This is a genomic window from Pseudohongiella spirulinae, assembly GCF_001444425.1.
Taxonomy (GTDB): domain Bacteria; phylum Pseudomonadota; class Gammaproteobacteria; order Pseudomonadales; family Pseudohongiellaceae; genus Pseudohongiella; species Pseudohongiella spirulinae.
The window spans coordinates 2,434,323-2,456,930 of the sequence record NZ_CP013189.1 but is presented as its reverse complement, the minus strand read 5'-3'; the positions used below and the strand labels follow the sequence as shown (position 1 = coordinate 2,456,930).

General features: G+C 54.8%; 21 protein-coding genes and 1 tRNA gene. 12 read left to right on the top strand and 10 right to left on the bottom strand.

Annotated elements, in window-relative coordinates; all coding sequences use genetic code 11:
• The first annotated feature begins 107 nt into the window (after positions 1-107).
• The gene (locus PS2015_RS11285) at positions 108-1,343 is read left to right on the top strand and encodes a DUF3667 domain-containing protein (RefSeq protein WP_082628105.1); all 1,236 of its coding nucleotides are present in this window, start codon (positions 108-110) and stop codon (positions 1,341-1,343) included.
• Between the two features lie 38 nt (positions 1,344-1,381).
• Here the strand turns inward: PS2015_RS11285 and PS2015_RS11280 are convergent, their stop codons facing one another.
• A complete protein-coding gene (locus tag PS2015_RS11280; RefSeq protein ID WP_058022334.1) occupies positions 1,382-1,969 on the bottom strand; it encodes a superoxide dismutase in 588 nt (195 codons plus the stop codon).
• Positions 1,970-2,146: 177 nt separating this feature from the next.
• On the opposite strand from PS2015_RS11280, the gene PS2015_RS11275 reads away from it, so the two are divergent.
• The 3 genes from PS2015_RS11275 to PS2015_RS11265 all read left to right on the top strand — a co-directional run bounded on the left by PS2015_RS11275 (position 2,147) and on the right by PS2015_RS11265 (position 4,218).
• Positions 2,147-2,935, top strand: coding sequence for a hypothetical protein (locus PS2015_RS11275; protein WP_058022333.1), 789 nt, complete (start codon positions 2,147-2,149; stop codon positions 2,933-2,935).
• A gap of 42 nt (positions 2,936-2,977) precedes the next feature.
• Positions 2,978-3,062: transfer RNA gene (locus PS2015_RS11270), tRNA-Leu, on the top strand.
• Between the two features lie 136 nt (positions 3,063-3,198).
• Positions 3,199-4,218 (top strand): glucokinase, encoded by a 1,020-nt coding sequence (locus PS2015_RS11265; RefSeq protein WP_058022332.1) that lies wholly within the window; start codon positions 3,199-3,201, stop codon positions 4,216-4,218.
• On the opposite strand, the gene PS2015_RS11260 is transcribed toward PS2015_RS11265, so the two are convergent.
• On the bottom strand, positions 4,219-5,148 hold the full coding sequence (locus tag PS2015_RS11260; protein ID WP_058022331.1) for a hydroxypyruvate isomerase family protein: 930 nt from the start codon (positions 5,146-5,148) through the stop codon (positions 4,219-4,221).
• Positions 5,123-6,412 (bottom strand): MFS transporter, encoded by a 1,290-nt coding sequence (locus tag PS2015_RS11255; protein WP_058022330.1) that lies wholly within the window; start codon positions 6,410-6,412, stop codon positions 5,123-5,125. The genes PS2015_RS11260 and PS2015_RS11255 overlap by 26 nt, the downstream gene beginning before the upstream one ends.
• 95 nt (positions 6,413-6,507) lie before the next feature.
• Here PS2015_RS11255 and PS2015_RS11250 point away from each other — a divergent pair, with 95 nt between their 5' ends.
• From PS2015_RS11250 to PS2015_RS11240, 3 genes are read left to right on the top strand one after another with little or no spacing between them, the layout of a single operon-like run.
• Positions 6,508-7,665 carry a Gfo/Idh/MocA family protein gene (locus PS2015_RS11250; RefSeq protein ID WP_058022329.1) on the top strand — a complete coding sequence of 386 codons (1,158 nt, stop codon included), beginning with the start codon at positions 6,508-6,510 and terminating at the stop codon, positions 7,663-7,665.
• Positions 7,662-8,729 (top strand): sugar phosphate isomerase/epimerase family protein, encoded by a 1,068-nt coding sequence (locus tag PS2015_RS11245; protein ID WP_335338235.1) that lies wholly within the window; start codon positions 7,662-7,664, stop codon positions 8,727-8,729. The genes PS2015_RS11250 and PS2015_RS11245 overlap by 4 nt, the downstream gene beginning before the upstream one ends.
• Before the next feature lie 53 nt (positions 8,730-8,782).
• On the top strand, positions 8,783-9,490 hold the full coding sequence (locus PS2015_RS11240) for a 3-keto-disaccharide hydrolase (protein ID WP_237113318.1): 708 nt from the start codon (positions 8,783-8,785) through the stop codon (positions 9,488-9,490).
• A 33-nt stretch (positions 9,491-9,523) separates the two neighbouring features.
• On the opposite strand, the gene PS2015_RS11235 is transcribed toward PS2015_RS11240, so the two are convergent.
• The 4 genes from PS2015_RS11235 to PS2015_RS11220 all read right to left on the bottom strand — a co-directional run bounded on the left by PS2015_RS11235 (position 9,524) and on the right by PS2015_RS11220 (position 14,361).
• Complete coding sequence (locus PS2015_RS11235) at positions 9,524-10,405, bottom strand: sugar phosphate isomerase/epimerase family protein (RefSeq protein ID WP_058022328.1); 882 nt, start codon at positions 10,403-10,405, stop codon at positions 9,524-9,526.
• 83 nt (positions 10,406-10,488) lie between these two features.
• Complete coding sequence (locus tag PS2015_RS11230) at positions 10,489-11,055, bottom strand: gluconate 2-dehydrogenase subunit 3 family protein (RefSeq protein WP_058022327.1); 567 nt, start codon at positions 11,053-11,055, stop codon at positions 10,489-10,491.
• A gap of 1 nt (position 11,056) precedes the next feature.
• Complete coding sequence (locus tag PS2015_RS11225; RefSeq protein WP_058022326.1) at positions 11,057-12,742, bottom strand: GMC oxidoreductase; 1,686 nt, start codon at positions 12,740-12,742, stop codon at positions 11,057-11,059.
• A 65-nt stretch (positions 12,743-12,807) separates the two neighbouring features.
• Positions 12,808-14,361: a glycoside 3-dehydrogenase gene (locus tag PS2015_RS11220; RefSeq protein WP_082628104.1), complete on the bottom strand. Its 1,554-nt coding sequence runs from the start codon at positions 14,359-14,361 to the stop codon at positions 12,808-12,810.
• A 126-nt stretch (positions 14,362-14,487) separates the two neighbouring features.
• Between PS2015_RS11220 and PS2015_RS11215 the strand changes: the two genes are divergently transcribed.
• From PS2015_RS11215 to PS2015_RS11200, 4 genes are all read left to right on the top strand, one after another.
• Positions 14,488-15,879 (top strand): sulfatase family protein, encoded by a 1,392-nt coding sequence (locus PS2015_RS11215; protein WP_169792307.1) that lies wholly within the window; start codon positions 14,488-14,490, stop codon positions 15,877-15,879.
• A 64-nt stretch (positions 15,880-15,943) separates the two neighbouring features.
• Complete coding sequence (locus tag PS2015_RS11210; protein WP_058022324.1) at positions 15,944-16,267, top strand: cupin domain-containing protein; 324 nt, start codon at positions 15,944-15,946, stop codon at positions 16,265-16,267.
• Between the two features lie 164 nt (positions 16,268-16,431).
• Entirely contained in the window at positions 16,432-16,821 is a 390-nt protein-coding gene (locus tag PS2015_RS11205; RefSeq protein ID WP_082628103.1) for a BlaI/MecI/CopY family transcriptional regulator, read from the top strand.
• A gap of 12 nt (positions 16,822-16,833) precedes the next feature.
• Positions 16,834-18,165, top strand: a complete 1,332-nt coding sequence (locus PS2015_RS11200; protein WP_058022323.1) for a M56 family metallopeptidase — start codon at positions 16,834-16,836, stop codon at positions 18,163-18,165.
• Positions 18,166-18,202: 37 nt separating this feature from the next.
• On the opposite strand, the gene PS2015_RS11195 is transcribed toward PS2015_RS11200, so the two are convergent.
• Both PS2015_RS11195 and PS2015_RS11190 read right to left on the bottom strand, forming a co-directional pair.
• Positions 18,203-18,967: an acetolactate decarboxylase gene (locus PS2015_RS11195; protein ID WP_058022322.1), complete on the bottom strand. Its 765-nt coding sequence runs from the start codon at positions 18,965-18,967 to the stop codon at positions 18,203-18,205.
• 23 nt (positions 18,968-18,990) lie between these two features.
• On the bottom strand, positions 18,991-19,308 hold the full coding sequence (locus tag PS2015_RS11190) for a hypothetical protein (RefSeq protein ID WP_058022321.1): 318 nt from the start codon (positions 19,306-19,308) through the stop codon (positions 18,991-18,993).
• An 84-nt stretch (positions 19,309-19,392) separates the two neighbouring features.
• Between PS2015_RS11190 and PS2015_RS11185 the strand changes: the two genes are divergently transcribed.
• Positions 19,393-19,989 carry a Crp/Fnr family transcriptional regulator gene (locus tag PS2015_RS11185; RefSeq protein ID WP_156412723.1) on the top strand — a complete coding sequence of 199 codons (597 nt, stop codon included), beginning with the start codon at positions 19,393-19,395 and terminating at the stop codon, positions 19,987-19,989.
• 52 nt (positions 19,990-20,041) lie between these two features.
• Here PS2015_RS11185 and PS2015_RS11180 read toward each other — a convergent pair whose 3' ends face one another.
• Positions 20,042-22,600, bottom strand: coding sequence for a TonB-dependent receptor (locus PS2015_RS11180; protein WP_058022319.1), 2,559 nt, complete (start codon positions 22,598-22,600; stop codon positions 20,042-20,044).
• Positions 22,601-22,608 lie beyond the last annotated feature (8 nt).

Genomic DNA, 22,608 nt, shown 5'->3' with positions numbered 1-22,608 from the left:
GCCGTTTGCCGGATAGCTTTAATGATTGCCACATCGGAGGCTCGCAGGTCGGCTGACAGTTGCTTGCACCGGATTGTTGCATTAGGCTTCGTATCAGCGTCAGATTGATGACTAATAAAAATAAAGCCGGATACACTCACATGGGTACCAACACCAGCGATCTGCCAGAGCACTGCCTTAACTGTCGTACTCCGTTGCAGGGACAGTGGTGCCACCACTGTGGGCAGAAGGCAAAAAGTCAGGTTCGTCATTTTGGGTCGGTATTTATGGATATCATGGATACCGTGTTTGAGTATGACAACCGGATCTGGCGTACCCTGGTACCACTCTATTTTCGTCCCGGAAAGATTACTCGCGATTACATAGTCGGCAAACGTGCCCGGTATGTACTGCCATTTCGCCTGTTCTTCGTGTTAAGTGTTGTCAGTTTTCTGATTCTCCAGTTGTTCGCAGTCCCGGACCGTATCATGACACTGGATACCAGTGCCGGGATTGAGCAGTTCGTCCAGCTCGATACGCCAGAACGGGTGATCGCGGAACGGGATCGACGGCTACTTGAAGTAGAGCAGACTATCACTGATCTTTTGAACGATGAGCAATCGACTGCCAATGATTTAACAGTCCGCACCCTGGAAGCGGCAAGGTCTGCCATCAATCAGGCTGCTGATAGAAGGCTCGCGGAGCTGGAGCAGTCGTCCGGAGTGTCAGAGCTAAGCGGGCTGGCTGAATCAACTCCGGGTATGCCTGAACAGTCAGAGGCTGTCGAGGACACAGATGCTGATGGCGGTATTGTTATTGACGGTGTTTCCTGGAGTCCGACTGACAATCCGGTGCAAGTGTCCTGGCTGCCAGACAGAGGTAATGAGCTGATCAATTCCTGGATGGAACAGGGTGTGCAGAATCTTGAGCAGGTCAGCGACGACCCCCGTCAGTTGGTGGAGTCCATGCTGAGTCTGCTGCCCATTGTGTTATTTTTCATGATGCCGGTATTTGCCCTGCTGCTGAAGGGTTTTTATCTGTTCTCTGGACGGATCTACATGGAACATTTTGTGGTGGCTTTGCACAGCCACAGCTTTCTGTTTCTGGCCATGCTGATAGCCTTGCTGCTGTTTACACTACAGGGTTGGACAGCGGATGGTAGTATTCTTAACAGCGGTTTTAATACCCTTTACTGGCTGGCGATCTGGTGGATTCCGCTCTATCTTTTGCTGATGCAACGCAGAATGTATGAACAGGGCTGGATAATGACGCTGTTGAAGTACTGTGCGGTGGGAATTGTGTACATTTTTCTGGTGGTTTTTGCCCTGCTGGCAGCGGCGCTGATCAGTCTTGTCAGTCTGTAACCAGAGACAAAATCAGCACAACGCTGCCGGGCACGGATTTACGCCAGATTTTCGTTGGCAAAATCCCAGTTGACCAAGTTATCCAGGAAGCTGGTCAGGAAGTCCGGACGACGGTTCTGGTAGTCCAGGTAGTAGGCATGTTCCCAGACGTCGCAGACCAGAATCGGCTTGGCGCTGGTGGTCAGCGGGCACTCGGCATTCGGTGTTTTGGCAATCTTCAGCTTGCCACCGTCCAGGACCAGCCACACCCAACCGCTGCCGAACTGGCCAACACCGCCATTAACAAACTCTTTCTTGAAGTTGTCATAGCTGCCGAAGTCGGCATTGATCTTGTCGGCGATCGCACCGGTTGGCGCACCGCCACCGTTTGGCTTCATGCTCTTCCAGAAGAAGTTGTGGTTGAAGACCTGTGCCACGTTGTTAAACAGCGGGCCGCCCACCTTGGCTGATTCGCGCACCAGATCTTCCAGGTTGTCAGCGTCAATGCCGGCATCCGCCAGCAGTTCGTTGCCTTTCACGACATAGGCGTTGTGGTGCTTGCCGTGGTGGAAGCTGAAGGTCTCTGCCGACATGTGTGGCTCCAGCGCATTGGCTGCATAAGGCAATTCTGGCAGTTCTAATTTCATAACATCCTCGGTATTTGTCTGAGTGGAAAAATTCTTTTATTGATCAGAATCAAAGGGCGTTCAGCATAAATCACAACGGGTATTGATTCAAGGCGGCACCTGCCATGCAAGGCCCTTTGCCGACAGCCAGTAATTACGACTACAATAGCCGTTCAGACTGATTTGAGGACCTGAGTAATGCGTGATAATGACGATCTTGGTGATGATATTCCTTCGATGTCGGTGCCGAAGGATGAGGTAGCGTCGCGTCAGCAGGCCCGTCGTCAACCTGATCTGGTAAAGCCGGTCAGCTACGCTGAACAGGTAAAGGTCAGTACCTGGCCGGTGCGCATCATGCTGGGTGTGTTGACACTGGCTATCGCCGCCGGTGCCTATGTCGGGTACACCGTCTATGAGGAGAACCTGCGGCAACTGCAACAGGCCAATCTGCGTCTGCTGGATCTGGAGGATCGACTGGCACTGGTCGGCGACAGCGCCGAGGAAACCACCGGTAATATCATCGAGCGCCTGGACTTCAATTTTTCCGAAATCGACAAACTCTGGGCCGCGCGCAACGCCACCAATCGTGATGTCACGGATTTGACCGGTCGGGTTGCCAATGTTGAAACCCGCTCTCAGGAAAACCAGACGACCATCGAAGAAACCAACGTGCGCCTGGTCCAGGCCAGCAACATGGCCGAAGGCACACAGCGCGATGTGGTGGCTCTTCGCAATGAATCAGAGCAGGTAGCTGAGCGCCTGACTACGCTCGACTCGCAGGTCCAGAACCTGCGTGGCGTGGCCCAGGAGCTGGTTAACCTGCAGGCGACCATCAGCACGGCAGAGAATGTCTCCGGCGGCATGAACGAGCGCCTACAGCGGGTTGAAGAGGCGATTGAAGCCATTGATGCCTATCGATTGCAGTCCAATCAGGCACTGCAGCGCCTGCAACAACAGATTGAGTCAGTTGCTGAAAGCGTGCAGTGACAGCCGGGCCGCGCCGCTATATAATGCGCGGCCTTCCTTAAGGCGGACGTGGTGGAATTGGTAGACACGCTGGATTTAGGTTCCAGTGCCGCAAGGTGTGAGAGTTCGAGTCTCTCCGTCCGCACCATTAATAACGGGTCATTTCTCTCTGGCGTGGTGACGTGGATACATGATTCGTCGCAGTGCTCCCCATGTCGGCTGACTTGACTCCGGCTGACCATGTGTTTAAAAGTAGCAATCTCTGATAACACAGAGACTGCAAATTGCCGGATAAATCTAGCTTCACTCCGATTACCCTGGTTGCCGATATCGGGGGCACTCATGCACGTTTTGCACTTTCGCAGGGAAGGCAGGGCGTCATCAGCCATGTTCACACGCTGCTATGTCATGATTTCGCGTCTCTCGAGCTGGCAATCAAGGCATATCTGGACGACTGTCGTGCCGTGGGCCTGGCGCTGCCGGGGCGCGCCTGCCTGGCTGTAGCGGCGGCGACCGATCAGGATATCATTGCCCTGACCAACAACCATTGGCGTTTTAGTCAACTGGCTTTGTCCGCCACGCTAGGCATTCCGGTGCAGGTGATCAACGATTTCACAGCGCAGGCGTGGTGTCTGCCAACACTCGGCGATGCTGACTTGCAATGGTTGCAGAAGCCGCAAGCTGACTGGTCGGGTAGCTGGCACTCCGGCAATCGCAGTATAGCAGGTCCTGGCACGGGCTTCGGCGCAGCGACCATGACCCGTCGCGGCGAAGTGCTGGAATCTGAACCTGGACAGGCAGCGTTTGCACCACTGGATATTCGCCAGCGGGATATCCTGACCAGATTGTGGTCTCGGTACTCGCGAGTCAGCGCTGACCATCTGCTGTCCGGACCGGGGTTGGCCAATATTCATTTGGCGCTTTGTGAGATTGCGGATAGAAATTATATGGAAGTCCCTCAGTCGGCAGCAGAAATTGTGCTGGCGGCGCGCAACGGCGATCTCATTGCCGGGCAGGCTATTGCCGAGTTCAACAGGATGCTGGGCGCAGTGTGTGGGGACCTTGCGTTAATTATGGGATCCAGCGCCGGATTTTTCTTTTCAGGTGCCATGTTACAAAAGATGGGGGACTTGTTTGATCATGCAACTGTCATGACAGCTTTTAGCGACAAGGGCAAATACAGTGACTGGTGCAGTCGTGTTCCAGTGGCGTTGGTCACCTTGCCGGATCTCGGCTTGCGCGGTTGTGCAATCTATGCGAGTCGACACTTGCATGCCGATCCGGCAAACCACCCGAAACACTGATTACACATCACAGATGCTTACTGCCTGAGCCAGTGATGCGATGCGCTCTTCATCGCTGCGTGCACCATCAGGCGTCTGTCGGCGAGGAATGAACTCCTGGGCGACATATCCGCTGAAGCCGGTTTCCACGATGGCACGCATGATGGCAGGATAGTTTAACTCCTGGCTGTCATCAATTTCATTGCGGCCAGGCACACCGGCTGTGTGATAGTGTCCGAACCACTGATGATGATTGCGGATAGTGTGAATGATATCCCCTTCCTGCACCTGCATGTGGTAAATATCGTACAGCAACCTGAAATTGGGTGACCCGATACGTTCACAGAGCTCGATACCCCAGGCAGAGCTGTCACACATGTAATCCGGATGATCGATTTTACTGTTGAACAGCTCCATCTGCACCGTGATGTTGTGACGCTCGGCCAGACTCATGATCTGTTTCAGGCCATTGGCGCAGTTCTGCAGCCCGGTTTCATCATCCATGCCATCACGATTGCCACTAAAGCAGATCAGATTGGAATAGCCGGCCTGCGCCATCAGTTCAATATGGGAACGGTAGCTGCCGATCAGGGTGCTGTGCAGGTCCGGGCGATTCCAGCCCTCTACCAGACTGATTTCCGCGCCATTGCACATTGAGCAATCAATGTTGTGATCTTTGAGGATTTGCCACTGCTCCGGGCCGATCAGATCAATGGCAGCAAAACCGATGCCGTTGACCACTTCACACAACTCCTCCAGCGTCAAAAAAGCGTAGGTCCATTGTGCAACCGAATGACGTATGTTGCCGCGCGCCTGAAAATTGCGGCCGGCGTTGGGGGACGATTGGCCCGTTTGTGCAAGAACGCCTGCCCCGCCGCCTGCCGCAGCCAGCGCCAGGCCAGCGGCAATGGCGCGTTTTACCAGTTCACGCCGGCTGATCGACAGTGGCATGTGCCTGCTCCCGTTTGAAGGTCATCGCAAAGAATATGAGGATGATCACCGCCAGCACCGCCGGCATGATCCAGAACCCGAAGGCGCCATCCTGCCAGCCGGCCATGGACGAACCGTCCAGCGCAATACTGTCGCCCCACCAGCCCAGCATGTAATTACCCACCAGCATGCCGGCGCCATAGGTCAGCAGCGCAAACAGACCCTGCGCACTGGCCCGAATGGACACCGGCGCCTTGCGATCCACGTACAACTGCCCGGTGACAAAAAAGAAGTCATAACAGATGCCGTGCAGGGCGATACCAAAAATCAGCATGGCCACCGACTCTGGGAAACTGGCGAACACAAAGTAACGAAGTGCCCATGCACCCATGGCCACAATCAGCATCCACTTGACGCCAAAACGAATCAGGAAAAACGGCACCAGCAACATGAACAGTACTTCGCTGATCTGTCCGATGGCCATGAAGGAAGCAGACTGCTCGCCGAAAGCCATGGCGGCAACAAAATCGTTGGTGCGCGCATAATAAAAGGCCAGCGGAATGCTGATCAGGAAACTGCACAGGGCAAACACCAGAAAGTTGCGTTCCTTGAGCAGATTAAGCGCATCCAGTCCAAAAGCCTTGCCCAGATTGAACTGTTGTCCCCTGGCCTGCGGCGGCGTGGCAGGCAGGGTCAGACTGTACAGCCCGTAGAGCACAGACAGCACGGCGGCCATCTGCAGTGGCACACTGGTGGCCTGCGCGTTGGTGACACCCGTGAGCATGTTCAGCAAGGGAATATTCACCCAGCCCAGAATGGTCTGCGCCACGACGAAACCGGCCACAATCCAGCCGACAGTGCCCCACACACGAATGGCCGGGAATTGTTTGTCCCTATCTTCAATATTGGAAAAAGCGATGGTGTTGACCAAGGCAAGCGTGGGCATGTACAACATGAAGTAGACAAACATCACGGCAATAAAGATACCCGGTTCCGTTACCGATGATGCATACCACAGCAACACCCCACCAAGGATCTGACACAGGGCATTGAGTCGCTCTGCATTGATCACCCGGTCGGCCAGCAGACCAACAAAAACCGGTGCAAGCAATGCAGCCCAGTTATGAGTGGCATAAGCCTGGCCAATAATGCTGTTAATGCCCTGCTCGTCCTGAAACACCTCAAGCAGATAGCTGCCCATGGTGACAAAAAAAGCGCCCCAGACAAAAAACTGGAGAAACATCATGATACTCAGACGGGTAACAAGATACGGCTGCGCAGTCATAATCGGTCCTTGTCAGTTATTGTTGTTTTTAACGCAGTGATAGATTTAGACTCTAATAAATAAAAACACAATTTGGAATCAATATTTCGCAGCGCATGGATAAAGTCAGGCTGGGCATGATAGGTGGCGGCAGCGGGTCGTTTATAGGCGCGGTGCATCGCAAGGCGGCAGCGCTGGATGCCTGTTATGAGTTGGTATGCGGTGCCTTCAGCAGCCAGGCCGACAATTGTCAGCAAACCGGCCTGTCCCTTGGGCTGGACGCCTCGCGATGCTACGCAGACTGGGCAGACATGCTTGTACAGGAAGCTGCACGACCGGCAAATGAGCGTATGCAGGCCGTGAGCATTGTGACACCCAATCATCTGCATGCCCCACAGGCTATTGCGGCTCTGAAACGCGGTTTCCATGTCATCCTCGATAAGCCCATTGCCATGTCCCTGGTCGAGGCACGCGCTATCCAGGCAGCGGCGCAGGCGTCGGGCTGCAATTTGGCGCTGACACACACCTATGCAGGTTATCCGATGGTCAAGGAGGCCCGCCAATGGGTACAACAGGGCAGGCTGGGCACTATTCGCAAGGTGCTGGTGGAGTATCCACAGGGCTGGCTTGCCACTGCAATGGAACAACTTGGACAGAAACAGGCCACCTGGCGCACTGATCCGGCACGTGCCGGGGCGGGTGCGATTGGCGATATTGGTACCCATGCCGCCCACCTGGCTGAGTATGTCAGCGGCCTTAGAATCTGCGAGCTTTGCGCGGAATTGAATTCCGTGGTTACTGGCCGGCAGATTGATGATGATGCCGCCGCCCTGCTGCGTTTTGATAATGGCGCCAGCGGTGTGCTGGTGGCTACACAGGTTGCAGCAGGCGAAGAGAACAATGTCCGGATACGTGTTTATGGCGAGCTGGGCGGACTGGACTGGTCGCACGCCGATGCCAGCTCGCTACGATGGGTACGCCCTGATCAGCCGGTGCAGATCCACCGCGCTGGAGAAGGCTACCTGTCTGCCGCCGCGACCAACAACACACGGCTGCCATCGGGGCACCCGGAAGGTTTTATCGAAGCGTTTGCCAATATCTATCGTGCCTTTGCGCTGGTATTGCAGGACAATGCTGAAACGCGATCTGATACCCTGGCCAGCAACGGTCATGACTATCCCTCCATTGCCGAAGGTCTGCGCGGCATGGCATTTATCGAAGCCATGCAGGCCTCCGCCCAATCCACCCAAAAATGGACACCGGTCAAGCTATGAGCACTATGAAAACCATCAAGGGCCCCGGCATTTTTCTGGCGCAGTTTGTTGATGACAGGGCACCGTTCGACAATATCGACAACATCTGCCGGTGGGTCGCCTCACTGGGTTACAAGGGAATTCAGATACCGACCTGGGATTCACGACTGATCAATCTGGAATTGTTGGCAGAAAGTGAAACCTATGCACACGAGTACCAGGGCCGCATTGCCGAACACGGATTGGAGATTGCCGAGCTCAGTACACATTTGCAGGGTCAGCTGGTGGCCGTGCATCCGGCCTATGACGAACTCTTTGACGGCTTTGCACCGGAAGCCCTGCGTGGCAAATCGGCCCAACGGACCGACTGGGCGGTGAAGCAGTTAAAGATGGCTGCCAAAGCCAGCCGTCATCTGGGCATCAAGGTGCATGCCACCTTTCCGGGAGCCCTGCTTTGGCATACGGTCTATCCATGGCCCCAGCGACCAGCAGGACTGGTGGAACAGGGTTTTGCGGAGCTGGCGCGGCGCTGGGTGCCGATTCTGGATGCCTTTGATGAGCAGGGAGTGGATGTCTGTTACGAGATCCATGCCGGTGAGGATCTGCACGATGGGGTCAGCTATGAACGCTTTCTGGCTGCCAGTGGCAACCACCCGCGCGCACGCTTGCTGTTCGACCCCAGTCACTTTGTGCTTCAGCAGATGGACTACTTGCAGTTCATCGACATCTATCACGAAAAGATCGGCATGTTCCATGTCAAGGATGCCGAGTTTAACCCATCCGGCCGCAGCGGCATCTATGGCGGTTACCAGGAATGGATAGACCGTCCGGGACGCTTTCGCTCGCTGGGCGATGGCCAGGTCGATTTTGTAGGTATTTTCAGTAAACTCAGTCAGTATGGTTATGATGGCTGGGCCGTTCTGGAATGGGAGTGTTGCATCAAACATCCGGAGCAGGGTGCCGCCGAAGGCGCACCGTTTATTCAGAGTCATATCATTGAAGTCACTGACAAGGCGTTTGACGATTTTGCCGGACAGCAAGCCGATGCCGCATTGAACCGCCGCATACTGGGCCTGGAACCCTGAGCGCATGTTGCCGCCCCGCCAGTGCATAGAAGATCACCAAGAGGATCGATATCATGAAAAATGTCCGACCGTTACAGATGCGTTTGATCATGTTTGCAACTGCGCTGATGATGTCTTTGTTCGCCAGCACTAGCGGTGCAGACGAGGGCCAGTGGCTGGTCCTGTTTGACGGTTCTTCCACCGACGAGTGGCGCGGCTACAACACCGACAGTTTCCCGTCCGCCTGGCAGGTGGAGGGGGACGAGTTGGTGCTGCGCCCCGGAAGTGGTGAAGGTGGCGACATCATGAGCAAGCGCATCTTTGGAGACTTCGAGCTGCACATGCAGTGGATGGTTGAAGAGCGAGGCAACAGCGGCATCTTCTACCACGTGCTTGAACAACCCGACAAAGCCATCTACTGGTCGGGCCTGGAGATGCAGATACTGGATGACGAAAACCATCCGGACAGCTTCCGCGGCGTGGATGGCAACCGTCAGGCAGGTTCCCTGTATGATCTGCTGCCGATCGAACCCAAAACCGCCAAACCCTATGGACAGTGGAACGACATACGCATTATCTCGCAGGGCCCCTTTGTGGAACACTGGATGAACGGTGAGATGGTGCTACGCTACGAGCGCTGGACCGTGGAGTGGTTCGCCCTGCTGCGCAACAGCAAGTTCCGCGAGCACAACGAGTTCGGCGTCATGCAGCAGGGGCACATAGGTCTGCAGGACCATGGAGACGTGGTTCGCTTTCGCAACATCCGTATTCGCGAGTTGTGACGCTGGGGACGGAGGCGGTCTACGTCCCCAGCGTCACCCAAACCGGAACTGTTGCATATACACCGCATTGTCGCGGCTGCTGTCCAGTGGTGTGGTGCCGGCATAGGACTCCTGCTCGACCATGAACCAGCGCATGCCCAGTTCATAGGCGACAGGCAGGATTGATGGGTAATCGATGATGCCCTGGCCTAATGTCGTGGTGGCAGAAAATGAATCAGCGGGCATATTTGCCAGTCTGTCCTTGACGTGGGAGAAAGGAAATCGGCCGGGGTATTTGCGTAACCAGTGGATAGGATCCTCGCCGGCTGCGACCAGCCAGAAAATGTCCAGTTCGAAATCCACCAGGTCGGGATCAGTATTCTGCATCAGAATATCTTGCGGCTTGAGACTCTCTCCACCCGTGCTGTCATTGGTCATATTGAAAAACGAGTAATGGTGGTTATGGTAGGCAAAACCTAAGCCGTTGGAGCGACAGATTTCTCCGCATCGGTTAAACGTGTCAGCATAACGTCGATAATCATCCATGCTTGCCTGTGGCCCGATGAGCGGGCAGATCAGGTATTGCATGCCTGCTTCGGCCGCATCACTGGCTTTCTGTTCGAAGCCCTCGTTGATACTGCAATGACTGGCCACCAGATCCATGCCCAGATCGCGTACATAAGCCGCAAACCGTGCCGGCGACTGTCCCCAAAACATGCCCTGCGGGCCTTCATAACTCTCTATCTGGGAATACCCGAACTGCGCGAGTTGTCTCAGGACCGCCTGGGGATCGTCGGGCATGTCTTCGCGTAATGTATATAGCTGGATACCATAGGGGTAGTGGGTTTGCGCCACCAACCGTGATGGCGCCAGCAGTCCCAGCGCGCTGCCACCTGCCACAATACTGCTGTTTTTCAGAAACGCTCTTCTATCCATACTGACCAATACCCCTTTGTTTACGCTTACATTGCTACAGTCATTTTACCGAAAAATGCTCGTGCATCTCTGTCGCAAGTGCTTTATATGGCCCAGGCAGTCTCGCCCTGTTCATAGGGGTAACACCCGTCAAAACGACCTGGAATCGGCACATGCCGCAGAACCTGAGTCTGCACCAGCTCGGAGGTGAAATAGGCGAACAGAGTCAACTGTTTGATCATCGTAAAATAATGCGCACTGCCTCCTTCCGGACGCTGATAGTTGCGTGCTGCCACATCCAGCTCTGCCAGAAAAGCCGTGCGCTGATCGGCGGGCGCGGATTCAAACGTGGCGCCAAATCGGGACTGGCTCTCTGCCCGAATGGCGCGCAAGCCGGCAAGGAAGGCCATCTGATCGGCATCCGAATAGCAGTTATCCACAATTTTTGTCATAAACGGCGCCACCCCGGCATCTTTTGCACCCGGGGTATGAGTACGAGGCACAATGGTTTCGGCAAGCTCAGCCAGCAAATCAATGTCATCCGCGCTGAAAGACTCGCTGCGATAGGCTCCCTCCGGATTGCTGGCACAACCACTGAGCAGCAGCGGAGTGCCAATCATCGCGTAGCCAGTCACGGCGCTGATCATTTTTAGAAGTTCACGTCGGTTCATGTCAGAGATTCCCCCGTTTGAGTTCCTGCACAGCATATTCCGCTGCACGCGCAGTGAGCGCCATGTAAGTCAGTGATGGATTGACGCAGGACGCTGATGTCATACAAGCGCCATCGGTCACAAATACATTCATGGCATCCCACACCTGATTGTAGGCATTGAGAACCGAGGTGCGTGGATCACGCCCCATGCGTGCGGTGCCCATTTCATGAATGCCCATGCCGGGAGCATAACCTGCGTCACGCGGTGCTACATCTTTTACGCCGGCTGCCTCGAGCATCTCGGCGGCATCTGCCATCATGTCCTTGCGCATTCTGAGTTCGTTGTCTTTGATCGCAACATCAAAAGCAAGGATCGGCAATCCCCATTTGTCTGTGCGCCCCCGATTGAGGAATATGCGATTTTCATGATAGGGCAGCATTTCCCCGAATGCGGTCATGCCAATCGTCCAGTCGCCGGGTACAGACAGTGCGTGTTTCAGGTCTGCACCAATGTTTAACTCGCTAATATTGCGGCTCCAGCCACTGCGGCTGGCTGAACCCTGATAGCCAAAACCACGCAGGTAGTCACGACGGTCGGCGCCGATGTTCCGAAAACGCGGTACGTAAAAGCCGTTGGGACGACGGCCATAGACGTACTTGTCGTCATAGCCCTCAACCCGTCCTGATGCACCCAGTCGGAAGTGATGATCCATGACATTGTGACCCAGCTCGCCGCTGCTGCTGCCAAGGCCATCGGGCCAGACATCAGTCGCAGAATTCATCAGGATCCAGGTGGTGTTGAAGGTTGAAGCATTCAGGAAAATGATCTTCGCCTTATATTCAATCACCTCGTGCGTCTCGGCATCAATTACCTCGACCCCGGTCGCACGTTGTGTGTCCTTGTCGTACAGCACACGGGTGACGATGGAAAACGGACGAAGGGTCAGATTGCCGGTCGCCATGGCTGCCGGCAGGGTGGTTGACTGGGTACTGAAGTAGGCGCCAAAGGAACAGCCACGCCAGCAGCGATTGCGGTACTGGCACTGAACCCGGTTCTGTTCCGGACGTGACTCGGTGATATTGGCTACCCGGCCAATAAACAAGTGACGATCCCCGTTGTAGTGTGCTTTGATTCGTGCCGCCACATCCTTTTCAACGCAGTTCAGTTCCATGGGGGGCAGGAAGTTACCATCTGGCAGAACCTCCAGCCCTTCCTTCGATCCGCTGATACCGGCGAAACCTTCAACGTAGTCGTACCAGGGTGCCAGATCTTCGTAACGAATGGGCCAGTCGACCGCGATACCTTCTTTGGCATTGGCTTCAAAATCCATCTTGTTCCAGCGGTAGCTCTGCCGACCCCACAACAGTGAGCGGCCGCCTACCTGATAGGAGCGATACCAGTCAAAGCGCTGGATTTCCTCGTAAGGCGAATCCTGCTCATTGGTCCAGCTTCCCAGCGTCTGCTCATTCAGTGGATAGTCACGGCGCAGTACCGGGTAATTCTCCACCATTTCCCGGGTACGCTGATCGCGATGTGGAAATTCCCAGATTTCCTTGTGCTCATTCACATAATCTTTGGCGTGTTCCAGGCTGCGACCACGCTCCAGCATGATCACCTTCAGCCCTTTCTCGGCCAGCTCCTTGGCGGCCCACCCGCCACTGATTCCGGAACCCACTACGATGGCATCATATTCATTGTCATTCATAAACGATCATTCCTGTTCTTGGTTTTCAATCGTCAGGCAGTGAAATGAAATACACAGCCGGCGCTTCACGCCGGCATCGGTGGCAACGACCAGCCGCTGCGATACTGTGTACGAATCAGGCCCTCGGCAAATGCCTGGGCGTTGATGGGTTCAGTTCTGGGTCTTGAGAACGAGGGACGCCCATCGGTAATACTGAAGCCTTCTTCCATGATGATGGTCAGTTCTTCATCGGCCGATATATTGGTGAAGCGCATGTTCTCACCATCCCAGTGCAACTCCTTGTTGAGTGCCTGCAGTCGCACCGCCAGCACGCCCATGACCACTGTTTCGTTGAATGGGCCGGCCTCGTGGAATGCGGACTTGGTTTCCGTGCGACTGTCCGGGCTTTCCTTGCAGGCGCGGATCCAGTCCAGTTGATGGTTAGTTGCAACGCGACGCTCATGCTGAGGTACTGACGGTACCCTGCCGGAAAGCAGCCAGGGGTCTGCACCATAACAGCCGCAAACCAGCGTGTCCTTTGTGCCGTGGAACAGCACACCGCCGCCACGATGATTCATGTTGCGGCCATCGGGCCAGCCTTCAGGACGCAAAGGCTGAAGACCACCGTCGTACCAGTCCAGTCTCACAGCCGGCAGGCGACCGAAACTGCTGTCGCGCTGCGGATAAAAGAGCGCAACTTTCTGAGCCATCGGTGCACTGTCCTGCAGCAGCAAGGTTGAACTGCCCTGCACCCGATCCGGATAACCCAGCTCCAGCGCCTTGAAGGCCGGATGCACGATATGACAGGCCATATCACCCAAAGCGCCTGTGCCAAAGTCCCAGAAACCGCGGAAGTTCCACGGTGTGTAGATTTCGTGATACGGGCGCATGCGCGCGGGGCCGATAAACAGGTCCCAGTTCAGGGTATCCGGGACCGGCATGGCGTCTTTGGGTGTATTAATACCTTGCGGCCAGATGGGGCGGTCTGTGAAGGCTTCAACATGGGTGACCTCACCGATCTCACCGTTGCGTATCCACTCAACCATCAGGTTAACGCCTTCATCCGAGGCTCCCTGGTTGCCCATTTGCGTGGCCACTCTGTATTCAGCCGCCAGACGCGTGAGCAGGCGTGATTCATACACGGTATGAGTCAGCGGTTTTTCCACGTAGACATGTTTGCCAAGACTCATTGCGTAGGCTGCGACGGCAGCATGCGTGTGGTCAGAGGTTGCCACAACAACAGCATCGATGTCGTTCAGCATTTCCTCATACATCACACGCCAGTCCCAGTATTTCCGGGCATTGGGAAAGTGATCAAAACAGCGCTGCGCATAGCGCCAGTCAACATCGCAAAGCGCGACAATATTTGCGTCATTCTCCATGGCCTGCAGCACGGAAAAGCCGCGCCCGCCCACGCCAACACCGGCGATATTCAGCCGATCGCTGGGCGCGGTGTGGCCAAGGCCACTGACCACAAAACTGGGAACAATCAGTATACCCGCGCTGGCGGTAGCGGATCGTTTAAGAAAACCACGCCGCGATAGATGGGTGCCAGAATTGGTACCGCAGGCATTATCTTTGCCCGCAGCCTGAGAAATGGACGATAGATCTGATTTATCAGGGGTATCAGTCTGATTCATAGTCTTGGCCTGTTGTTATTCTGGTCGACCGCCTGACTGAGCATAAACCGACACCCCGTGTACGTCTAGCTTTAACGTTATATGCTAGTATCGAAAAACCACGACTGCTGGCGGAGAATAAACCTGATGTCCAAGAACCGGATGGTGGTTACCCGAATGGTAAATGCGCCATCGAAGAATCTGCTGTGCAGAGCATTGCTCCTGATACTGATGCTGCTCAACATTGCTTGCACGACGGCGCATGACGCCTCCTCTGCGGCAGATAAGGGGCCGCCCAACTTCATTGTCATTATGGCTGATGATCTTGGTTATGGTGACATCGGTGTGTTCGGCGCCTCGCTTATCGATACACCCAACCTGGATCGAATGAGTAATGAAGGTATCCGGCTTGAGAGTTTTTATGCCAGTGCCAATACATGCACGCCCTCCAGGGGCGGTTTGCTGACCGGGCGTTATCCAATCCGCCTGGATCTGGTGAGCGATGTTGCCAGGCCTACCAACGATATAGGTTTGTCTCCCAGTGAAATCACCATCGGCGGCGCTCTGCAGGCTCTTGGCTACCGTACCGCATTAATTGGCAAGTGGCATTTGGGGCATCAACCGGAACGCTCACCGTTGCACAATGGTTTCGACCGTTTTTATGGTTTGTTGCACAGCAATGATATGCACCCATTGGAACTTTACGATAACACTCAGGTGATTGAAGATCCGGTTAACCAGTCAACGTTAACTGAACGGTATACAACCGAAGCCATTCGTTTTATTGAAGAAAACCAGCAGCATCCGTTTTTTCTGTATCTGCCACACACAATGCCGCACACGCCTTTGTTTGTCTCTGAACGGTTTGAAGGTCAGTCGCAGGCCGGGCTTTATGGTGACGTGGTGGAAACACTGGACTGGAGTACGGGTGAGATACTGAATACCCTGGAACGACTCGGGCTTGACGACAACACCATGGTGATATTCACCTCAGACAATGGACCCTGGTTTGAAGGCAGCGCCGGCTCGCTCCGTGACCGAAAAGGCGTGGCATGGGACGGAGGCTTGCGTGTGCCGTTTATCGCCAGATGGCCCTCGGTCATCCCGCCGGGCCAGGTCAGTGACGAACCGACCATGAATATCGATCTGTTCCCAACCCTGCTGGCACTGGCAGGTGGTGAGCTACCAGATGACCGGGTTATAGACGGGAAGAACATCATGCCTGTCTTGCGTGACGGAGCAAGATCACCTCATGAGGCATTGTTCATGTTTCAGAATGACCGCATTGCCGGTGTGCGCAGCGGTCAATGGAAACTGGTGGTTGAGTCCAATTATCTGAGCGTTGTTACCCGCTTTGATCACCCGGATTCTTACTATGGCCCGACAGGATTGTTGTTTGATCTGCAACGGGATCCCTCGGAAACATACAGCTATGCCAGGGAGTATCCGGACGTGGTGGCGCGCCTGCGTGGATACCTGGAACAGGCGCAGCGTAATTTTGACTCGACGATATTGGAATCCATGTGGAACCGGCCCTGATCGGGTCGAACGGCCATCGCTGTCACAGGCGTCCCGATGTTCAGTTTTTGGTGAAGTCACAGTTATGAAAGCAGGTAAGTTTTTTGAGTCGCTTCCGCAGGTGCCGGACGCGGAACAGTTTACTGACATTCTGAACAGGCCCGGCATACGCATCGAACGAATTGTCTCCAGGGGCCACACATCTCCTGCAAAGGGCTGGTACGACCAGGATGAGCATGAATGGGTGATGCTCGTTCAAGGTGCTGCTGTGCTTGGTTTTGAGCAGGGTGGCGATGTCAGGCTGGAGGCCGGTGATTACATCAACATACCCGCCCACTGCCGTCACAAGGTCTCCTGGACCGACCCGGACCAGCTGACAGTCTGGCTGGCTGTATTCTACCCCGCATAAACCCGATCCTTTCCGGATACTGTTAATTTTTTAGCAGATATCGCTTGACTTAAGCTTTCAGGTGTTATTTTATTAGCATGATGTTAAAAAATTAACATTATTTGTAATAACAACGGTCAAAGCCAGCGTAAGCATGGTGCAGGCCACCAGGCCGGGAGACAGACATGACAAATGCGGATCAGCTCAGCCGACGTGAGCGTCAGATTATGGACATCCTGTACCGTACTGAGAGCGCCAGCGTGAAAGAGGTCATGGCAGAAATGGAAGACCCGCCCAGCTACTCGTCAGTGCGCACCTTGTTGGGCAAGCTGGTGGAAAAAGGACATGTTGGTCATCGCGAAAATGGTTTGAAGTATGTCTATTTCCCTTTGGTGGCCAGGGAAAAAGCGTCGCGGTCTGCGCTTGGCAATGTGGTCAGGACGTTTTTTGACGACTCACCTTACCTGGCGGTGAACTCCCTGCTGGACATGTCGATAGACGAGTTGTCAGACCAGGAGCTGGACGAGCTGAAAAACATGATCCTGATGCACAAGCGCCAAAAGTCAGCGGACTGAGGAGATAGGGAAATGGAACAAGCTATCTGGATTATGGATCTTCTGTTCAAGTCTGTGGCCCTGGTGGGGGTGTTTTCTTTGGCTGACTTCATTCTGGGTCGGCGCATCCATCCAGCCGGTCGCCACTTGCTGTGGTTGGTCTGTGTGCTGTGTCTGACGATACTGCCACTGGCCGGGCCAATCACCATCTGGCTTTCCGCGGTTGCTGACAGCGGTCCTGCGACGGGTGCACTATTTGAACTGAGGATTGATTCAATGCAGCTGTCGGCGCCTGGGTATTGGGCTTATTGGTCACCCGGATCTATTGCAATAGGAGTCTACTGCGCGGTGGTAACCCTCATGCTAGCCAGACTGGCCATCGCCGCACTCCGCCTGGCATCGATCGTCCGGCGTGCCAGCAGGGCTGCGGACAGTCGACTGGCTGCCATGCACGGCCGGCTATGTGCCAGCCTCCGGATCGCCCGACGGGTCGACATAAAGATGAGTCCCGATCTGGACTCGCCTGTGTCATTCGGATTGTTCCGCCCTGTCATTCTGCTCCCGGTGCAGTCGCAGCAATGGTCGGAGGCAGTATTGACTGATGTCCTGTTGCACGAGCTCTGTCACATCAGGCGTCTCGACTGGCTAAGTGCTTTGCTCTGTTACCTGGTGCGCACTGTTTTCTGGCCGAATCCGCTGGTCTGGTATGCCGCACAGCGATTGCACGAGGAGTCTGAAAACAGCTGTGATGCGGCGGTGGTCAATGCCGGGCGCAATAACAGCGACTATGCTGAAAGCTTACTGGGGGTAGCCAGCAGTTGTATCCATGCTCGCCGATCCAGACGCACCAGTCGTTTGCTGATGCAAACCATGCACGATCGAAACACACTCAAAAAGAGAATAAGCCGTGTGCTTGAGGAGCAAGTGATGAATGCAGCAGAAATGAAACAACAAGTACAAAAAACCGTGGCGATAGCCGTGGTATTGTCGACCGTTATGCTGGGCCTGCTGGGTAGCAGTCAGGTACTGACAGCACAGGAGCGACCTGACGCGGATGGTCGTGAAATAGACAGGGAGATGATACCGCTGAATACCGTTGAACCCATGTATCCCTCTCAGGCGGCTGAAAAGCGCATTGAAGGCTGGGTACATGTGCGCTTTACCGTAAAGGCTGACGGGGCGGTGGATGCGGAGTCATTGCGAGTCTTGGAGGCTGAACCGCCGTATGTCTTTGATCATACCGCGCTGGCCGCTGCCAGGCGTTTTCTTTTCAGCCCGCGTATTGTGGCAGGCCAGGCGGTTGACGTGCCTAATGTGCAGTATGTGTTTCGTTATGCGTTGAGCAACCCGGATGCTGAGCAGTAGTCATTGTCCTTTGCCCCAGGCGGAGCCACCTGAACCGTTAGTTCGGCTCAGGTGCCTCTGGCAGGCGTAGCGTCATCTGCCCCTCAAAGCGCAAATCATCTATGTGGCCTGCTGACTGTCGGTCCCTGCTGACTAAATGCAGATGCAGCGCATTCTGCTCGGGCTCGCCTGCCATCGCCGGCGCATAAGTGCCGATAAATACACCGTTATGTAACTCTGAATAAAAGCCGACAATGTCTACCTCTTCATTCTGCATTATGTAGTTGTCTTTGGATGCCTGAAATGACTCGCGGGTAATTTCTTGCCCTGCGGTCCGGTTAATATTGATATGCCACTGTAATTCGCGGGCGCGTCCTGAAAGCAGAAACGGGAAGGCGGTGGTGCGGGTATCAATGCCGACTGCTGCTGCCTGGGTACGAATGAAACGCTGCAATTCGGCATAGGTGTTGACGTCGGCGGGCACGGGCTCATCACGCCAGGCGCTGTTTTGGGTCCAGGCTCCAAAGATCGCAGCGCCTTCCGTGGAATGGGTCATGGTAAAGGACTCTCCGCGGACATGCGTGACATAAGGCTTGCCTTCGAAGATGGTGATTTCACCGTCCAGCCCTTGGTACGCCCCCACGCCAAATGCACCGTTGCGTCCGGACATGGCTGTTATCGGGATCAATCCCTCGATGTTGTTCCGGACCACAATATCACCTTGCCGCCCCGCGTATTCCACCCAGCCATTGTTGTTGACCAGCAATGAGCCAGAGCAGGCGCTTAAAGTCATGAATGCGATCACTGAAATAAACTTTTGCAAATCTTATCTCCAGGCCCGATGGATCAGTGGTGATGTCCAAACGCACTGGTTGCCATCATCAAGTGATGGGGCTGATGGTGATTGCCCTGCACCATAAACCCGGCAAAACCCAGGCCGCGGATTTTTACAGTATCTGCCGGTTCGATGGCAGTTACTGTCAGAATCAACCCGTCGGGTATCTCTGATGTGCTTGCCAGCCATGCGGTAACCGTGCTGATTTGCTGCGCATGCTGTGCCATATGGTTGTGACTGGTATGCTGGTCATGTTGTGCAACTGCCAGCAAGGGAGTGCTCAGTATGCCGATCACGGCTGATATAAAGACTATTTTCCGGCTATTCATTGGGTGCCTCCTGTTGCCTGGCTTGTATTGAAAACATCGCTAGTTTACGCTGCGTCAACCCTGAATTTTTATGATTTCGATCATATGCAAAACAAACTTCATCAGATAATTGCGGAACTGCCGCGTCGTGCTGTGAGTCACAAGTCCGTAACTCGTGGTACATTCTTGTTTCGCCAGCAGCAACCGGCAAAAGCCATTTTTGCGGTAGAGACAGGGCGAGTGCGCCTTTTCAGAGACCTGCCGGATGGCTCTAGCGTGACACTGCATGTGGCTGGCGAGAACGAAGCCTTTGCTGAAGCCTCGCTGTTTGCCAGTCATTATCATTGTCATGCATTGGCTGAGCTCGACAGTACCGTAATCAGTCTGGATGCCGAAGAGTTGTTGCAGGTGATGAGCGAACGCAGTGATTTGCATCTTGCATTCAGCCGTTTACTGGCTGCCCAGGTCCGGGAGATGCGGGCCATGTTAAGCCTGAGAGATATCCGCTCGGCGGACGATCGCCTGTTAGCCTGGCTCCGTTTGCGGGCCAGGACAGATGATTTGACGATTGAAATTGATCGGCCCTGGACGACCATCTCCGAAGAGCTGGGGCTGACCAAAGAGGCAGTCTATCGGAGTCTGGCGCGCCTTGAGCGTAGTGGGCAGATTTCAAGACAGACCGGCAGAGTGCAACTGTGCTGAAAAATGCCCGGTCAATAGACCGGGCATTGTCATCGTTAACTCCAGTGGCAGATCAGAAACGACCTTTGATACCAAAGGCAAACGTCGGACCGTACTCTTCCAATTGCAGCGTGTAACCTTTGGAACCCTGATACAGCTCCAGTGGTTCGTCGGTCAGATTGATCAACTCTGCTACCAGCTCAAGTCGATCACTGAAACGATAGGACGCCGTTAGATCCACCTGCGTGTGAGAAGCAACGTAGATGTCAAAGTTGGTGTCATCACCCACTTCATCCAGCATCTTGCCACGATAGGTGGCGCTCAGGCGGGTGCTGAAGCGCTCGTTTTCGTAGCCGATGTAGATATTGCCGGACTCTTCAGCCGCCGCGGGCAGCATGAAGTTTTCACCTGTCCGCTGAGACAGTTTCAGCTCAGTATCCAGCAGGGTGACATTCACGCCAGCCAGCAGGCCGGTCAGCGATTCACTGAAGATTTCCAGTCCCTGCTGAGCATTGAACTCGATGCCCTTTACTGAGGCTTCGGTGCCGTTGATTGGCTGGGTGACATCATAGCCGCCAAACGCCGGGTTGTTACGTGAAGTGAACTCCACGATGTAGTCTTCGATGTCCTTGTAGAACACCCCGGCTGAGACCACACCTGAATCGCCGAAGTACCAATCGGCAAGCAGGTCAAAGTTGGTGGCTTTGTAAGGATCCAGATCCGGGTTGCCGGCATCGATTCTCAGCCGGTCGCGGTCGACCACCGAGCGGGGCGAAATATCACCGAAGGATGGTCTGGCAATGGTGTTGCTCCAGGCTGCGCGGATCACCAGATCGTCAGTCGGCTCGTAACGCACATGCAGTCCCGGCAGGAAGTCAGTGTATTTGGAATTGACATTGCGGGCGTTCACGCTCAGCGAGCCATCCACACCGTAGACCAGCTCGTTACCGCGGGCACTGTATTCAGTGCGCTCGACCCGGCCACCAGCGATGATGCGCAGACGATCCAGTTCCCAGGTGCCCATCATATAGGCGGCTGTGACGTCTTCATCAGCGACGAAATCCTGCGACAGTGACAGCTCGGTATTTTCGTCCACATCCTGCGGGCGCGCCGTGAACAGGCTCTGGTTTTGATCATAGAAACTCATGAAGCCTGCGGAGCTGATGCCTTCACCCATATCTGCCAGACCATGCGAGTAAGGGTTGGTGGTGAATTGGGCCAGATTGACATCAGGCGTGCGGCGCAGTTCGATCTCATCGACGTTGATGTCTTTTTCTTTAAAGCGACCGTCCAGGCCGGCTTTCACGGTCAGTGTATTGATGCCAAACGCTTCCGGTACTTCCATATTGATGTTGAAGTTCACATCCCGGTCGTCAACCAGGATGGGTTCAACCACAACCCGGTCCAGCTCATAGTTGCTGTTGATCAGGTGCTCGCGGGTGACCGCATTGCCGTTGCGAATGGTAAATGAGGGCAGTCCACCACCGATCAGCACATCAGCGTTCAGGGCGTCACCGGTTTTTTCAAAACGGCCTTCCTTTTCATCCAGCACACGCTCTTTGGTATCAGAGATGCCGACGTTGTAGTCCAGGCGCCACTGCGAAAAGTCGTGCTCACCCCCGGCATTAAAGGCCAGTGTATCCTGGTCCTTGGTACGGAAGCGGATACGACGACGGAAGCCGTCTTCATCAATGTCTTCGTAAACAGCAGCAGAGCCGTTAAAGCTGGTCAGATCGCCATCTTCAAACACGTAAATGGTACGCTGGCGCGTTTCTGCATCTTTGAAGTTACTGTAAACCGTTGATGCGTGCAGGCGCGTCCGGTCATCAGGGCGGTATTCCAGATTCAGGTTGGCCCCAGTGCGTTCACGGGCCAGGTCATACTTGCGCTCCTGCAGTTCGATAACGGAGAAGACGTCACTGCCATTGAAGTCCAGAAAATCGTATTCCGCTTCAACGTTGTCAGACTCCATCTGGCGCTCGGTGTAGTTCAGGCCAAAGGTTACGCCCAGATTCTCGGTGCCACCGAAGGCGCTGTAGACGTCGCTGAAGTCAATCTGACCCTTGGGGCTGGTTTCGCCACTCAGTTCGTTGTAAGAAGCCTCAGCGCGATATGCCAGTTGTTGGCCTTCACGATCAAAGGCAGAGGCTGAGCGCACATTGACCGATCCGCCAATAGCATCGCCCGGCATGTCTGGCGTCGGTACCTTGGTCACTTCCAGCAATTCTACCGAGCCGGTGGGAATCACATCCAGGGGCACTGCGCGTGAACCGTCTTCCGGTGTGCCAATGCGCATGCCATTGATGGTGACGGTGCTCAGACCTGCATCAATACCACGGACGCTGACAAAACGGCCTTCGCCCTGGTCGCGGGAGATGGAAATGCCAGGCAGGCGCTGCAGGGACTCTGCCACGTTCTGGTCAACGAACTGACCCATGTCGTCGGCAGCAATGTAGTTGGTAATGGAGTTGGCGCGACGGTATTCGTCCAGCGCCTTGTTCTGAGCGGCACGTTGGCCGAATACCAGAATTTCTTCCAACTCTGTGGTCTGCGCAACAGCGCCAGTGCCGGCGCTGGCCATCAGCATCGCGACCAGTAACTTGTGCGGCGTGAATCTGTGGGAATTCTGCATGTGTTAAC

What these genes read in the sequence shown, in the direction of transcription:
- PS2015_RS11275 (WP_058022333.1), top strand. Translation starts at nt 2,147, where the DNA reads ATGCGTGATAATGACGATCTTGGTGATGATATTCCTTCGATGTCGGTG.
- PS2015_RS11215 (WP_169792307.1), top strand. Translation starts at nt 14,488, where the DNA reads ATGTCCAAGAACCGGATGGTGGTTACCCGAATGGTAAATGCGCCATCG.
- PS2015_RS11255 (WP_058022330.1), bottom strand. Translation starts at nt 6,412, where the DNA reads ATGACTGCGCAGCCGTATCTTGTTACCCGTCTGAGTATCATGATGTTT.
- PS2015_RS11210 (WP_058022324.1), top strand. Translation starts at nt 15,944, where the DNA reads ATGAAAGCAGGTAAGTTTTTTGAGTCGCTTCCGCAGGTGCCGGACGCG.
- PS2015_RS11240 (WP_237113318.1), top strand. Translation starts at nt 8,783, where the DNA reads ATGAAAAATGTCCGACCGTTACAGATGCGTTTGATCATGTTTGCAACT.
- PS2015_RS11245 (WP_335338235.1), top strand. Translation starts at nt 7,662, where the DNA reads ATGAGCACTATGAAAACCATCAAGGGCCCCGGCATTTTTCTGGCGCAG.
- PS2015_RS11230 (WP_058022327.1), bottom strand. Translation starts at nt 11,055, where the DNA reads ATGAACCGACGTGAACTTCTAAAAATGATCAGCGCCGTGACTGGCTAC.
- PS2015_RS11260 (WP_058022331.1), bottom strand. Translation starts at nt 5,148, where the DNA reads ATGCCACTGTCGATCAGCCGGCGTGAACTGGTAAAACGCGCCATTGCC.
- PS2015_RS11200 (WP_058022323.1), top strand. Translation starts at nt 16,834, where the DNA reads ATGGAACAAGCTATCTGGATTATGGATCTTCTGTTCAAGTCTGTGGCC.
- PS2015_RS11225 (WP_058022326.1), bottom strand. Translation starts at nt 12,742, where the DNA reads ATGAATGACAATGAATATGATGCCATCGTAGTGGGTTCCGGAATCAGT.
- PS2015_RS11220 (WP_082628104.1), bottom strand. Translation starts at nt 14,361, where the DNA reads ATGAATCAGACTGATACCCCTGATAAATCAGATCTATCGTCCATTTCT.
- PS2015_RS11235 (WP_058022328.1), bottom strand. Translation starts at nt 10,405, where the DNA reads ATGGATAGAAGAGCGTTTCTGAAAAACAGCAGTATTGTGGCAGGTGGC.
- PS2015_RS11280 (WP_058022334.1), bottom strand. Translation starts at nt 1,969, where the DNA reads ATGAAATTAGAACTGCCAGAATTGCCTTATGCAGCCAATGCGCTGGAG.
- PS2015_RS11285 (WP_082628105.1), top strand. Translation starts at nt 108, where the DNA reads ATGACTAATAAAAATAAAGCCGGATACACTCACATGGGTACCAACACC.
- PS2015_RS11180 (WP_058022319.1), bottom strand. Translation starts at nt 22,600, where the DNA reads ATGCAGAATTCCCACAGATTCACGCCGCACAAGTTACTGGTCGCGATG.
- PS2015_RS11185 (WP_156412723.1), top strand. Translation starts at nt 19,393, where the DNA reads ATGCAAAACAAACTTCATCAGATAATTGCGGAACTGCCGCGTCGTGCT.
- PS2015_RS11250 (WP_058022329.1), top strand. Translation starts at nt 6,508, where the DNA reads ATGGATAAAGTCAGGCTGGGCATGATAGGTGGCGGCAGCGGGTCGTTT.
- PS2015_RS11190 (WP_058022321.1), bottom strand. Translation starts at nt 19,308, where the DNA reads ATGAATAGCCGGAAAATAGTCTTTATATCAGCCGTGATCGGCATACTG.
- PS2015_RS11205 (WP_082628103.1), top strand. Translation starts at nt 16,432, where the DNA reads ATGACAAATGCGGATCAGCTCAGCCGACGTGAGCGTCAGATTATGGAC.